The 14,278-nt window shown below is 75.5% G+C and carries 3 protein-coding genes; all 3 read right to left on the bottom strand.

Features of this window, described 5'->3' with window-relative positions; translation table 11 throughout:
• Positions 1-62: 62 nt before the first annotated feature.
• Entirely contained in the window at positions 63-1,292 is a 1,230-nt protein-coding gene (gene ccrA / locus ACH4N1_RS13655; RefSeq protein WP_398096980.1) for a crotonyl-CoA carboxylase/reductase, read from the bottom strand.
• A gap of 70 nt (positions 1,293-1,362) precedes the next feature.
• Positions 1,363-5,202 carry a type I polyketide synthase gene (locus ACH4N1_RS13660; RefSeq protein WP_398096981.1) on the bottom strand — a complete coding sequence of 1,280 codons (3,840 nt, stop codon included), beginning with the start codon at positions 5,200-5,202 and terminating at the stop codon, positions 1,363-1,365.
• Complete coding sequence (locus ACH4N1_RS13665; protein WP_398096982.1) at positions 5,195-14,011, bottom strand: amino acid adenylation domain-containing protein; 8,817 nt, start codon at positions 14,009-14,011, stop codon at positions 5,195-5,197. The genes ACH4N1_RS13660 and ACH4N1_RS13665 overlap by 8 nt, the downstream gene beginning before the upstream one ends.
• Positions 14,012-14,278: the final 267 nt, after the last annotated feature.

Below are 14,278 nucleotides of genomic sequence, written 5' to 3' on the forward strand. Positions count from 1 at the left end.
AATCACCCCGGGCCCGCGGGACGGGTTCCACTCCGCGGCGGCCGGGCCGGCCGCCGGGCCCGTCACACCCGGGCGTTCACCAGCACCGCCATGTTCCCCGCGGGGTGGCGGTTGTCGTGGATGAGCTGGTGGGCCAGGCCGATCTCGTCGAAGGCGAAGGTCCGTGACAGGCAGGGGTCGACCACTCCCTGGTCGATCAGCCGGGTGATCTCCCGTGCCTCGCGGGCGCCGGCGACGTGCGAGCCCTGGAGCCGCTTCTGCCGCATCCACAGGAAGCGCAGGTCCACGTCACCGTTGTAGCCGGTGGTGCCGCCGCAGATGACGACCATGCCGCCGTTGTCGCACAGGTACATGGACGTGGGAATGGTGTCGGCGCCCGAGTGCTCCAGCACGATGCGCGGGCTGCGGCGCTCGCCGAGCACCTCCCAGAAGCGCCGGCCGAAGGCGCGGGCGCCGGTCAGCCAGCGGGCCGTCGCGGCCTCGTCGGAGGTGTCGGGCAGCCGGCCCCAGTGGTCGAACTCCCGCCGGTCGATCCACCCCTTGGCGCCCAGCTTGAGGCAGAACTCGCCGCGTTCCTCGCTGGAGACGACGGCGACCGGGATGCCGCCGACGTGCCGGACCAGCTGGATGGCGATGCAGCCCAGTCCGCCGGCGCCGCCCCAGATCAGCACCGGGTCGCCCGGGCGCACCGTGTGCGGTTCCCAGCCGAAGAGCTGGCGGTAGGCGGTGGCGGCGGTGGCCATGTAGCAGGCCGCTTCCGCCCAGGACAGCCGGGCCGGCTTGGGGTGGCACATGTAGTCGTCGACGACCGCGAACTGGGCGAAGGAGCCGTAGTTCTCCTCGTAGCCCCACACCCGCTGGCTGGTGGAGAAGGCGGGATCGCCGCCGAGGCGGATGTCCTCGGCCTTCTCGTCCCACCGGCTGGCGAGGACGACGACCTCGTCGCCGAGCTTCACCCCGCGCACGTCCTCGCCGACCGCCCACACGATCCCGGACAGGTCGGAGCCGCCGATGTGGAAGTCCTCGGTGGCGCCCGCCTTCTGCCGTGCGGTGATCACGTCGAGCGGCGAGCCCAGCGCCGCCCACACGTTGTTGTAGTTGATGCCGGCCGCCATCACCTTGACCAGGACCTGGCCGCGGCCGACGGGCGGGACGTCGACCACCTCGGTGCGGAAGGCGTCGACGGGCCGGCCGTAGCGCTCGCGGCGGATGAGCGAGGCGTACATCTTCTCGGGGGCGGTGCCGATCTCGGGCGCGTCGCCGAGCTCGTAGAGGTCCTGGGTCGCGGTCACGCGGCATCTCCTGAACGGTCGGGGCGTACTCGGTGGGGGTCGGGAACGGGGGTGGACGCCGTCCTGCGGCTCACGCCTGGAGTCCGCGCAGGGCCTTGGCGACCGCCTCGCCGATGCGGGCGATCGGCTCGGGCTCGGTCATCTCGTAGTGGCCGCACGGCACCCGGTGGTCGTGGAGGGTGCCGTCGACGTGGGGCCGCCAGCTGTCGGCCTTGCCGGGCAGCACCGCCAGGTCCGCCGGGAAGTCGGTGGGCTCCTCCCTGGCCGCGCTGAAGAACAGCACGTCACCGTGGAAGACACCGGGCGCGAACTGCGGGGCGAGGCGCAGGTTGTTGCGCATGACGGCGGCGATGGCGGCCGCTTCGGCACGGGTGACGGGCGAACTGGACGGGTCGGCCGCGAGGCCCGCGTCGATACGGTCCAGGACGGTGTCGACGTCGGGTGGCGCGGCCCCCGGTCCGGCGGGCAGTCCGGTCACCCGCGACAGCAGCGCCGCCACCTGGCGTTCCGCCGCCCCGGGGTCGTACGTGGTGCCGTGCGGCTGCGGTGCGTCGAGCATGGCGAGGAGTTCGACCCGCTCGCCGCTCTCCTGGAGCGCGCAGGCCATGGCGTGGGCGACGAAACCGCCGTAGGACCAGCCCAGCAGCCGGTACGGGCCGTGCGGCTGCACCTGCCGTACCAGGTCCAGGTAGGCGTCGATCATGGCGGTGGCGTCCGGTGCGGGCGGCCTGGTGCCGTCGAGGCCGACCGCCTGGATGCCGTACACGGGCTGGTCGCCGCCGAGGTGGGGCAGCAGGCCCGTGTAGCGCCAGGACACGCCCGCGCCGGGGTGGAGGCAGAACAGGGGGGTGGCGGTGCCCTCCGCGCGCAGCGGCAGCAGCGGGCCGAGCGCGGTGGAGGCGGTCCCCCGCGCGTCCGGGTCCCCCTCGTCGGACGCGGCCTCGTCGGACGCGGCGAGGATCCCGGCCACCGTGGGCGCGGCCAGCAGCTCGGCCGCCGGTACGTCGAGGACGCCGGCCTGGCGGAGGCGGCCCGCCAGCAGCACGGCGCGCATCGAGTCGCCGCCGAGGTCGAAGAAGTTGTCGTGCACGCCGATGCCGCCGATGCCGAGGGCCTCCTCCCACAGCCGGGTCACCGCCTGTTCGCGGTCGGAGCGCGGCGGCACGTGCTCGGTGGTCAGCCGGGGGCGGGGGGCGAGGGCCGGGGCCGCTTCCGCCGCGGCCGGGGTGCCGGGCGCGTCGGGGTGCGTGCGGGCGCCGGGGGCGTCGATCCAGTGGCGGTGGCGTTCGAAGGCGTACGGGGGCAGCGGGACCCGTCGGGCGGTGTCCGGCGCCGGCGGGAGCGCGGTGTCCACGCCCGCGCTCCAGAGCCGGCCCAGGGCTTCGGCGAGGACGAATCCGTCGGAGGCCTCGGCCTTGGCGTGCCGCATGGTGGTCACCGTCACGGGCGTCTCGTCGGCGAGCCTGCCGGTGGCCAGCTTGGTCAGGGTGTCCCCCGGCCCGATCTCCACCAGGACGGGGTGCAGGCGGTCCCACAGGGCGGTGATGCCGTCGGCGAACCGCACGGTGTTCCTGGTGTGGTCGAGCCAGTGCCGCACGGAGGTGGCCTGCGCGTCGGTGATCCAGGTGCCGGTGACGTTGGTGACGTACGGGATCCGCGGCGGGCGCAGCGTGACCTGGCGCAGGTGGGCCTCGAAGGCCGGCAGGACCGGGTCCAGGACGTGGGAGTGCGCGGCGACGGGGATGCGCAGGCGGCGGAACGGGATGCCCCGGCGGGTGAGCTCGGCCTCGAAGCGGGCGATGGGGCCGAGGTGTCCGGCGACGGTGCAGGCGCCCGGGCCGTTGGCCGCGGCCAGGGACAGCTCGTCGTCGAGCAGGGGCCGGACGTCCTCGGCCGGGGCGGCCACGCCGACGGTGGCGCCGCCCGCGGAGGCGATGAGCCGGATGCGTTCGGTGACCAGGGGCAGCATGTCCTCCAGGTCGACGACCCCGGCCAGGCAGGCCGCCGTGTACTCGCCGAGCGAGTGGCCGATGAGGGCGTCCGGGCGCACGCCCTGTTCCATGAGGGTGCGGGCCAGGGCGTACTCGGTCACCACGAGGCCGAGGAACGCGGCGGTGTCGTCGGGCTGCCGCTGCTCGAACAGGGTGGTGCGCAGGTCGGCGCCGAGTGCGGGCCGCAGGATGCGGGCGCACTCGTCGACGGTGTCGCGGTAGACGCCGTGGTCGCGGTACAGCTCCGCTCCCATACCGGGGTACTGGGTGCCGCCGCCCGGCAGCAGGAACGCCACGCGGGCGGGCTCGTCGGACGGCGGCACGGTGCCCGGTGCGGCGGTGCGCAGGGCGTCGAGGGCCTCCTCGCGGCCGGCCGCCGTGACGGTGAGGCGGTGGCGCAGTGCGGGCCGGTCGGCGCGCAGGGAGTGCGCGATGTCGTCCAGGCGCAGTTCGGGCCGCAGCTCCAGGTGCCGGGCGAGGGCTTCGGCCTGGCCGCGCAGGGCGCCGGCGGTCCGCGCGGACAGCGGCAGCACCAGGCGGTGTCCGTCCGCGGGCGGGCGGACGCCGTCCGGTGCTGCCGGAGCGGTGGGCGGGGCCTCCTCCAGGATGACGTGGGCGTTGGTGCCGCCGATCCCGAAGGCGCTGACGGCGGCCCGGCGGGGCTGGTCGCCCGCGGGCCAGTCCTCCAGGGCGGTGGGCACGCGGAAGGGGCCGGAGGCGAAGTCGATGAGCGGGTTGGGCCGGTCGAAGTGCAGGCTCGGCGGGATCTGCCGGTGTTCCAGGGCCAGGACCGCCTTGATGAGCCCGGCGATGCCGGCGGCGGCGCCCAGGTGGCCGATGTTGGTCTTCACCGAGCCCAGGGCGCAGAACCCGGTCCGCTCCGTGCTCTGCCGGAACGCCTCGGTCAGCGCGGCCACCTCGATCGGGTCGCCGAGCCGGGTGGCGGTACCGTGCGCCTCGACCAGGCCGATGGTGCCGGCGTCGACCTCCGCGTCGGCCTGCGCCGCGAGGACGACCTCGGTCTGCCCGGCGGCACTGGGCGCGCTGAAGCCGACCTTGCGGCGGCCGTCGTTGTTGACGGCGCTGCCGCGGATGACGGCGCGGATGCGGTCGCCGTCGGCGAGGGCGTCCTCCAGGCGCTTGAGCACGACGGCTCCCACGCCGTCGCCGGAGGAGGTGCCGGCGGCGTCCGCGGCGAAGGCGCGGCAGTGGCCGTCGGGCGAGAAGGGGCCGTCGGGCACGTGGCGGTAGCCCAGCGCGGCCGAGGGGTTGAGGGAGACGGCGGCGGCCAGCGCGGTGTCGCAGCGGTGGTCGAGCAGGTCCTGGCAGGCGGTGTGCACGGCGACCAGCGCGGTGGAGCAGGCCGTCTGGAGCGACACGCTCGGGCCGGTGAGGCCCAGTTCGTAGGAGACGCGGGTGGCGAGGGTGCCGAGGGAGTTGGCGGTGGCCGCGTGCACGAGCGCCACCGAGCCGGGCTGCCCGGCGTGGCGCGGGTACACGTGGGCGGGGTAGTAGCGGCTGTCGCCGCCGCCCGCGTACACGCCGAACGCGTCGCCCGTGCGGTCGCCGCCGAGGCAGCCGGCGTCCTCCAGGGCGTGGTAGGCCGTCTCCAGCAGCAGTCGTTGCTGCGGGTCGACCACGGCGGCCTCGGCGGGGCTGTAGCCGAAGAAGCCGGAGTCGAAGCGGTCCATGTCCTCGACGACGGAGGCCATGCGCACGAGTGAGGGGTCGTCGAGGTCGCGCGGGTCGCCGCCCGCGGCGAGGAACTCCTCGTCGGGGACGGGCCGTACCGACTCCCGGCCCACCGCGAGGTTGTCCCAGAAGGTGTCGAGGTCGGCGGCGCCGGGGAAACGGCCGGCCATGCCGATGACGGCGACGGCGGGGATCTGCTGTTCGTACGGTTCGGTGGTCTCAGGCATGGCCTCGGTCCTTCCCTTGCCGTGCGGTGCGGCGCGCGCGGGCCGCACGTTGGCGCTGTGCTTGTTCCTTGGCGCGGTCCAGGCCGCTGGGGGCGGTCCCGGAGGACCGTGGTGCGGTGGGGGCGGCGGCCCGCTGTCCCGCGGTCTCGGACGCGGACGCGGAGTCGGAGCCGAAGTCGGAGCCGGAGTCGGAGCCGGAGCCGGACGGTGGCGACGGCTCCGCGGCCGTCCCGGTGCCGGTGCCGGCGCGCTTCGACAGGTGGCGGGCCAGGTCCCGCACGGTGGGGTGCGCGAACAGGTCGACGACGGAGAGGTCGGCGTCGAAGGCGCTGTTCACGGCGCTCTGGGCGGTGACGAGGAGCAGGGAGTTGCCGCCCAGGTCGAAGAAGTTCTCGTCCCGCCCCACCCGGTCGCGGCCCAGTACGCCGCACCACACCTCGGCGAGCCGGCTCTCCAGCCGCCGCAGCCCCTCTCCCGGGTCCGCCTGGTCGCGGTGTCCGGTGGTGCCCGCGGAGCGCAGCGTCCAGTCGTCGCCCAGGCCGGCCGCGCGGGCGCTGCCCGCCGCCGCGCGGTACAGGGCGCCCAGGTCGGTGCCGTCCTCCAGGCCGACGCGCGCGGCCGGGCGCCGCACCTGACGGACCGGGGCCGCCACGTGGCTGCGGACCCAGGGAGCGGTGCGGTCGGCGCCGATCAGCAGGTGCGGCTCGTCCAGGGTCCGGGCGAGATCGAACGAGCGCAGCGCGGCGGGGGCGTCGAGCAGCCGGTAGCCGCGGGCCTCGGTGAGCGCGGTGAGCCGGTAGCCGCGGCTCATGCCGTGCTCGCGCCACATGCTCCAGGCCAGGGACCGGGCGGGCAGGCCGAGGCTGCGGCGGTGCTGGGCGAGGGCGTCCAGGTAGGCGTTGGCGGCGGCGTAGGCGGCGTTCATGGCACCGCCGAAGTAGCCGTTGACGGAGGAGAACGTGGTGAGGGAGACGGCCGGGTGGTCGGCGGTGAGGCGGTGCAGGACCCACGCGCCGCGCGCCTTCGCCGCCAGGGCCCGGCGCCAGGTGGCCGCGTCGAGGTCGTCCACGGGACGTTCGACCAGGGTTCCGGCCAGGTGCAGGACCGATGCGAGCGGCACGCCCCAGGCCTCGGTGGCCGCGTCCAGCGCGGCCCGCACCTGGTGCTCGTCGGTGACGTCGGCGCGGGCGTAGCGGACCTCGCCCAGTTCGCGCAGCCGCCGCAGGACCTCCCCGCGGGCCGGTTCGGCCCCCTGGAGGTCCAGTTCGGACTGCGGGGTGCGGCCCACGATCAGCAGCCGCGTACCGGGCGTGCGCAGCAGGTGGGCCGCGACCTCGGCGCCGACGCCGCCGAGCCCTCCGGTGATCAGGGTGAAGCCGTCGGGCGCGGGCGCCCGGTCGCGGGACGGCGTGTCGGGCAAGGGGGCGAGGCGGCGTACGTGCCGGCGGCCGTCGCGGTACGCCACCTCCGCGCCGTCCGCGGCGACCGTCGACTCGGCCAGCAGGACGGGCAGCGGGTCGGCGTCCGGCGCGAGGTCGAGGTGGGCTCCGCGCAGCCAGCCGAACTCCTCGCCCAGCGAGCGGAGCAGGGCGCCCGCCATGGCGTGCGTCGGGCAGGGGTGGTCCTCGGGACGCACGGCCTGGGCGCCTGTCGAGACGTGGACCAGGTCGACGGGGCGCGGCCGGCCGGGCCGGGCGGCGAGGGCGCGGGCGAGCGCGAGCAACCGCTCCGTACCGGTCGTGTCGTACGGCGCCTGCTCCGGCGCTCCGGCGCCGCGCGGGTCGTCGAGGTGCAGGCCGTCGAGGTGCAGGACGGCGTCGACCGGGCGTCCGTCGCGCTCCAGCTGCCGCAGCAGCTCGGTGTAGTCGGCTTCCTCGGTGGGCCGGACGCGGTGGCGGGCCGTGTCGAGCCGGGCGTAGGCCGGTCCGTCGCCGACCACCGTGCACAGGCCGCCGCCGGAGCGCAGGGCGTCGGCGAGCCGGTCGGCGAGCCGCTGGGTCCGGGGGTCGGAGCCGGTCAGCACGAGGGTGTGCCGGCCGGCGGGGGTCGCGCGTGCGCCGGGGCGTTCCGCCCGCTGCCACACCGGCCGCAGGAACCAGTCGGGCACGGTGGCGGCGGTGCCCAGCAGCAGCTGCGCCCTGCGGACCTCGTCGTCGAAGGCGCCCGCCTCGAAGCTCTTGCGCAGCCTGGTGCGCTGGATCTTGCCGATCTCGGTCTTGGGGATGTCGTGCGGTTCGACCGGGACGAGGAAGGCGGGGCTGACGCCGATCTCCCGGGTGACCTTGCCGGCGATCTCCCGCAGGGCCGCCGCCGTGCCGGCGTCGGAGGCGTCGGGGGCGTCGGGGGTCCCGGAGGCGAGGTGGAAGAAGAGGGCCAGTTCGTCGGTGGGCGAGGAGGGATCGGAGCGCACCGCGACCGCGGCGGTGAAACTGCGTTCCACGTGGGGCAGTTCCTCGACGCAGGCCTCGATCTCGTGGCTGTAGTGGTTGACGCCGTTGACGATGATGACGTCCTTGGCGCGGCCGGTGATGTACAGCTCGCCCTCGCGCAGGAACGCCAGGTCTCCGGTGTCGAACCAGCCGTCCTCGGTGAACGCCTCGGCGTTGGCCGCCGGGTTGTCGTGGTAGCCGCCGGTCACCGAGGTGCCGCGGACCTGGAACCGGCCCGCCTCGCCCTCGCCGAGGACTCTGCCCTGTTCGTCGACGATCCGCATGGCGAAGCCGGGGTAGGGACGTCCGCAGCTGACGAACGTGCCCTCGTTCCCGGCGGGTTCGCCGGGCAGGACGGCGTCGGTGACCACCGAGCAGGTCTCGGACATGCCCCAGCCGGGGTGCATCACGTCCTGCGGCAGGCCGAAGGGTTTCAGCGCGTGCAGGAACCGGCGGGCGGCGGCGGCCACGACGACCTCGCCGGCGTTCATCACCAGCCGCATCGGCGACAGGTCCCAGGTGCGGTCCGTGAAGCGGTGGGACTCCTCGGCGAGGAGTCCGAAGGCGAAGTTGGGCGCCCAGGTGACGGTGACCCGGTGCCGGTCGGCCAGATCCATCCAGCGCAGCGGGTCCTGGAGGATCCAGGAGGTGGGGGCGTGGATCTGGCGGCAGCCGAGGTAGACGTCCCGCAGGTGGAACATCACCACGCCGGTGACGTGGTCCAGCGGGATCCAGTTCAGCGAGACGTCGGTGGCGTCCAGCCCGTTCATCTGCTCGGTGGCCGCGGAGCGGGTCAGCACGTTGCGGTGGGTGAGGCGCACCGCCTTGGGCAGACCGGTGCTGCCGGACGTCATCAGCATCAGGATGAGGTCGTCGGGCCGGGCGGGGTGCCAGTCGTGGTCCTCCGGTGCCTCGCGCAGGGCGTCGGCGGTGGTCAGCCGCAGCCCGGACCACGCCTGCCGGGCGGCCACGTCACGCAGCCCGGCCTCGCGGCCGGCGGAGCACACGATCCAGGGCCGGCCCAGCATCCGCCAGATGCCCTCCAGCTTCGTGAGCGCCGCCGAGGGGGTGTCGTAGGAGGCGGGGACGGTCAGCGGGACGGCGACGAAGCCGCCGAGGACGCAGCCCCACAGCGCGGCGAGGAAGTCCTCGCTCACGTCGCACTGGAGGACGACCCGGTCGCCGGGGCGCAGGCCCGCCCGGCGCAGACCGGCCAGTACCCGTGAGGCTTCCGGGATCAGGGAGGCGTAGCTGCGCCGGTGTTCGCTGCCGTCGGGGTGGACGTGGACGATGTCGCCCCGGTCCAGCTCGGCGGCGCGTCGCAGGGCCTGCGCCCAGCCGGACACGGACGGCTCGGACAGCGCGGGGCCCTCGCTGAGCGCCGGGACGAGGGGGGTCGTGACGGTGCTCTCGGTGCTCGCGGCCGGGGCGGGTCCCGCCGTGCGGTCGGGCAGGCCGGCGTGGCGGCGTCCGAGCTCCTCGGGGATGTTCTCGGCCGCCACCTCGACGGCGGTGACGGCGGGGAGGCGGGCCAGCCGTTCCCGCCAGGCCTCGGCCGCGGTGCGGTCGACGACGGGCAGGGCACGCAGCGCCCCGGTGTCGACGGCGCCGTCGGCGTCGAGGGGCAGCGCGTTGACCGCCGTGACGCGGACCGTGCCGTGGCCCGCGCGGTCCAGGGCGTCCTCGACGCGGTCCGCGGCGTCCGCCCGTCCGGGCACCACGTACAGGCACGGCGGCTCACCGTCCGCGCCGGTGAGGGCGTGGGCGTCGCGGATGCCGGGCACGGCCCGTGCCGTCTCCTCCAGCTCCGCGGTGTCGGCCGCGGCCGGGGCGGGGGTGCGGTCGGGGATCGCCGGCAGTCGTCCGACGCGGACCCCGGGGTCGGCGCACACCGTGCGCAGGACGTCGTGCAGGGCGTGGGCGAACGCCTCGGCCGTACCGGCGTCGTAGAGCTCCGTGGCGTACTCGACGTGCAGGGCGAGGCCGTCGGCGGCCCCGTCGGAGGTGCGGCGTTCCAGGACGTCCACGAAGAGGTCGAACTTCGCGGTGCCGGTGGCGGTCGGTCGCAACTCGGTCCGCCGGCCGTCCAGTTCGAGTACGGCGGGTTCGTTGTTCTGCAGGGCCAGCATCACCTGGAAGAGGGGGTGCCGGCCGGCCCTGCGGGGCGGGTTGAGTTCGTCGACCAGCCGGTCGAAGGGCAGGTCCTGGTGGTCGAGGGCGGCCAGGTCGGCCGTGCGCAGCCGGGCGAGGAGGTCGCGGAAGGCGGGGTCGCCGGAGGTGTCGGCCCGCAGGACCAGGGTGTTGGTGATCAGGCCGACGAGGTGGTCGAGGGCGGGTTCGGTGCGGCCGGCGACCGGGGTGCCGAGGACGATGTCCTCGCCGGCGCCGCAGCGCGTGAGCAGGGCGCTGACGGCGGCGTGCAGCACCATGAACAGGCTGGTGTTCTCACGGTCGGCCAGGCTCAGCAGGTCGCGGTGCACGGCGGCGTCCACGACGGTCCCGACGTGCGCGCCGCCGCCGCGCGGTGCGGCGGGACGCGGGCGGTCGGCGGGGAGGGTGCACTCCTCGGGCGCCCCGTCCAGCGCGGTGCGCCAGTGGGCGGTGAGCCGTTCCAGCCGGCCCGTCCCGTCCGGTTCGGGCGCCAGCAGGGCACGCTGCCACAGCGCGTAGTCGGCGTACTGCACCGGCAGCGGGGTCCACCGGGGCTCCCGGCCCGCGCGGCGGGCGGCGTACGCGGTGCCGAGGTCGTCGGCGAAGGGCCGCAGCGACCAGCCGTCGGCCGCGCTGTGGTGCAGCACGAGCAGCAGGGTCCGGTCGGTGCCGGTGCCCAGCAGCCAGGCGGCCAGCGGGCTCTGCGCGGTCAGGTCGAAGCGGTGCCGCAGCGCGGCGGTGACGTGGGTGGCGGTCTCGGCGGCGGGGCAGTCGACGCGGTGCAGCGGCGGCCGCAGCTCGCCGGGCGGCACGATCCGCTGGTACGGCACTCCGTCGTGCTCGGCGACCACCGTGCGCAGGCTCTCGTGGCGGTCGGTCAGGTCGCCGAGGGCCGCCTGGAGCGCCTCGGTGTCGAGGTCGGCGTCCAGCGGGACGAGGAGCGGGATGTTGTAGGTGGCCGCGCCGTCGTCGAGCCGGTTGAGGAACCACATGCGTTCCTGGGCGAAGGACAGCGGTACCCGCTCCGGGCGTGCGGCACCGCCGAGGGCGGGCCGCGGCGGAACAGCGTCCGGCCGCGCGGCCAGCCGGTGGGCGAGGGCGGCCGGTGTCGGTGTCTCGAACAGGGCCGTGATGGGGATCTCGGCGCCCGTCTCGTGCCGTATGCGGGCCAGCAGGCGGGTGGCGAGCAGGGAGTCGCCGCCGAGGTCGAAGAAGTTCACGTCGATGCCCACGGTCCCCCGGGGCAGCTTGAGGACGTCCTCGAACAGCGCGCAGACGACGTTCTGCTGCGGTGTCCCGGGGCGGGTGCCGGACGCCTCGGTGGTGAAGTCCGGGGCGGGCAGCGCCTGCACGTCGAGTTTGCCGTTGGCGGTGAGCGGCAGGGTGTCCAGGGGGACGCAGGCGGCCGGGACCATGTACTCGGGCAGGCGGGCGGCGGCGTGGGCGCGCAGTTCGGCGGGGCTCGCCGGTGCGTCGCCCGCCGCCACCGTGTAAGCGACGAGCTGGTGGGCGCCGTTGTCGGCGCGGCGGACCACGACGGCGGCCCGGGCGACGCGCGGGTGGGCGGCGAGGACCGCCTCGATCTCGCCCGGCTCGACGCGGAAGCCCCTCAGCTGCACCTGCGCGTCGGCCCGGCCGAGGTAGTCGAGGGTGCCGTCGGGGCGGCGCCGCGCCAGGTCGCCGGAGCGGTACATGCGGGTACCGGGCGGGCCGTGGGGGTCGTCGAGGAAGCGTTCGGCGGTCAGCTCGGGCCGGTTCAGGTACCCGGCGGCCACGCCGGCGCCGGAGACGTACATCTCGCCGGTCGCGCCGGGCGGCACCGGGCGGCCCTCGGGGTCCAGCAGGTGGACGCGCAGATCGGCGAGCGGGGTGCCGATGACGTGGGCGCGGCGCGGGTCGTCCAGGTCGGCCCGGGTGAGGCGGTGGTGGGTGACGTGCACGGTGGTCTCGGTGATGCCGTACATGTTCACCAGCGCCGGGCGGTCCAGGCCGTGCCGGTCGGCCCAGGGGCGCAGGGCCGCCGGGCGGAGGGCCTCGCCGCCGAAGACGACGTACCGCAACGCCCCGGCGTCACCGTCGCGTTCGCGGTCGGCGTCGATCAGCTGCTCGAACGCGGACGGCGTCTGGTTGAGGACGGTCACGCCCTCCCGGTGCAGCAGTTCCAGGAAGTCCTTCGGCGAGCGGCTGACGGCGTACGGGACGACGACGAGCCGGCCGCCGTGCAGCAGGGCGCCCCACATCTCCCAGACCGAGAAGTCGAAGGCGTAGGAGTGGAACAGCGTCCACACGTCGTCCGCGCCGAAGTCGAAGTGCTCGGCCGCGGCGGCGAACAGCCGCACGACGTTGGCGTGCGGCACGGGCACGCCCTTGGGGCGGCCGGTGGAGCCGGAGGTGTGGATGACGTAGGCGATGTCGGACGGGCTCGTCCGCCCGTGCCGGTCGGCGTCGGTGAGGTCGGTGGCGGACCGGCGGGCGAGGTCGGCCGCGATCTCCGGGTCGTCCAGGAGGACGGCGGGCACCGTGTCCCCGGCCAGGTGGGCGTGGGCGTGCTCGGTGACGAGGGCGACGGGCGCCGTGTCCTCGACGACCAGTCGCAGCCGCTCGGCCGGATGGCCGGGGTCCAGGGGGAGGTGGGCCGCGCCCGTCTTGAGGACGGCCAGCAGCGCCGGCAGCAGCCGGGGGCCGCGCTCCAGGGCCAGCGCCACCACCCGGCCGGGGCCCGCGCCGCGTTCGGCCAGCAGCCGGGCCAGGCGGTTGGCCTCGGCGTTCAGCTCGGCGTACGTGAGGTGTTCGTCCCCGCAGGTGACGGCGGTCCGCCCGGGCACGCGCGCCGCCTGCTCCTCGAACAGTTCCGTCAGGGTGCGCTCGACGGGGTACGTGCGTACGGGGGTGTCGCGGGGGTGCTCGCCCGGCAGCAGGACGTCCAGGTCCCGCAGCGGCGTGGCCGGCGCGGCCTCGGCCAGCCGGCGCAGCACCGTGAGGAACCGGTCGCGGTGCAGGGCGAGTTCGTCCTCCTCGTACAGGGCGGGGTTGGCGTCGAAGGCGAGCCACATGCCGCCGGTCCGCGCCCCGGGCCGTACGGAGATCTGGAGGTCGTCGACGGCGCCGCCGGACAGGTGGTGCCAGGTGGTGGGCCGGCCGCCGAAGACCGGCGACTCGTCGAACGGGACGATGTTCAGGACCGGTCCGTACAGGCGGCGTCCGGTGCCCAGCAGGCCCAGGTCGCGGCGCAGGAACTCGCCGCGGTACTGCTGGTGCCGGCGCAGGGCCTTCAGTTCGTCCGCGACCGCGCGCACCAGCTCCGCGACGGGCGTGCCGGGGGCGGCCGCCACCCGCAGCGGAAGGACGTCGGAGGCGGTGCCGGGGGTGCGCAGGGCGGCGCTGCCGAGCCGGCTCATCGTCGCCAGACCGAGCACCAGGTCCCCCGCGCCGGTCATCCGGTGCAGGTACACGGTGGTGGCGGCGGTCAGCAGGTCGGTGCGCGAGACGCCCAGGCGGGCCGCCGCCGTGTCGAGGGCGGCGGCCTCGGCGGGCTCCAGCTCGGCGGTGCGGCGCAGGAAGGGGGCGGTGGGGGCGGCCGTCCGGGAGGTGAGCCGGGCGGGCTCCGGCAGCCCGGCCAGGCGCCCCGCCCAGTGGGTCCGGTCGCGGACGTACCGCTCGGAAGCCCGGTAGGCCTCCTCCTCCGCCCGGAGCCGGCTCACCGGCTCGAACCCGGAGGGGTCGGGCTCGCGCCCTTCGGCCAGGGCGTTGTACGTCTGGGCCAGGCGCCGCCCGAGGAGCTTGTAGCTGTAGCCGTCGAGCAGGAGGTGATGGGCCCTCAGCAGCCAGATGAAGCGGTCGGGGGCCAGGGTCAGCAGGGTGTGCGAGAACAGCGGGCCCTTCTCCGTGTCCACGGGGGTGGCCAGGTCGGTGCGGATGCAGGACCAGGCGGCGTCCTCGGGGTCCTCGGCGCCGCTGACGTCGATCCGGTGCAGACTCCAGTCGGCCGCGTCCGGGGCGCGTCGGCAGCGCGGGCCGTCGTCGGTGTCCACGAAACGCAGGGCGAAGGTGTCGGCCTCGCCGACGGTGCGCCGCAGCGCGGCCTCGAACAGGCCGGTGTCCAGGGGCCCGTGGATCTCCACCGCTTCCGCGGTGTTGTACGCGGCGCTGTCCGGCGCGAGCCGCCCGGCGTACCAGAGGCCCTCCTGGGCCCCGGACAGCGGTCGGCGGTCGTCCTCCTGCAGTGACATAGCACAACCCTCACGTGACAAGCCGTAATGTCCCGGACGGACGAGGGCCCGGCCGGATCGGACGGGTGCGGCCACCGCTCCGTGCCGCCCTCGCGTGCGGATGCGCGCCGGGCGGGCTCACGGGGCGGAAAAGGGAGGTCGCACACCAAGGGCGGGGGAACGGGTGTCGCGTCGCCCGGCCCCGGTTTCACTGGACCTCACGGTGGGATACCGGGCCCGGCCGGGTCAAGCCGAGACCGGTCCCCGGGCCTCGATTCAGGTGTTTCC

The organism is Streptomyces sp. NPDC017202 (assembly GCF_044331705.1).
GTDB lineage: Bacteria > Actinomycetota > Actinomycetes > Streptomycetales > Streptomycetaceae > Streptomyces.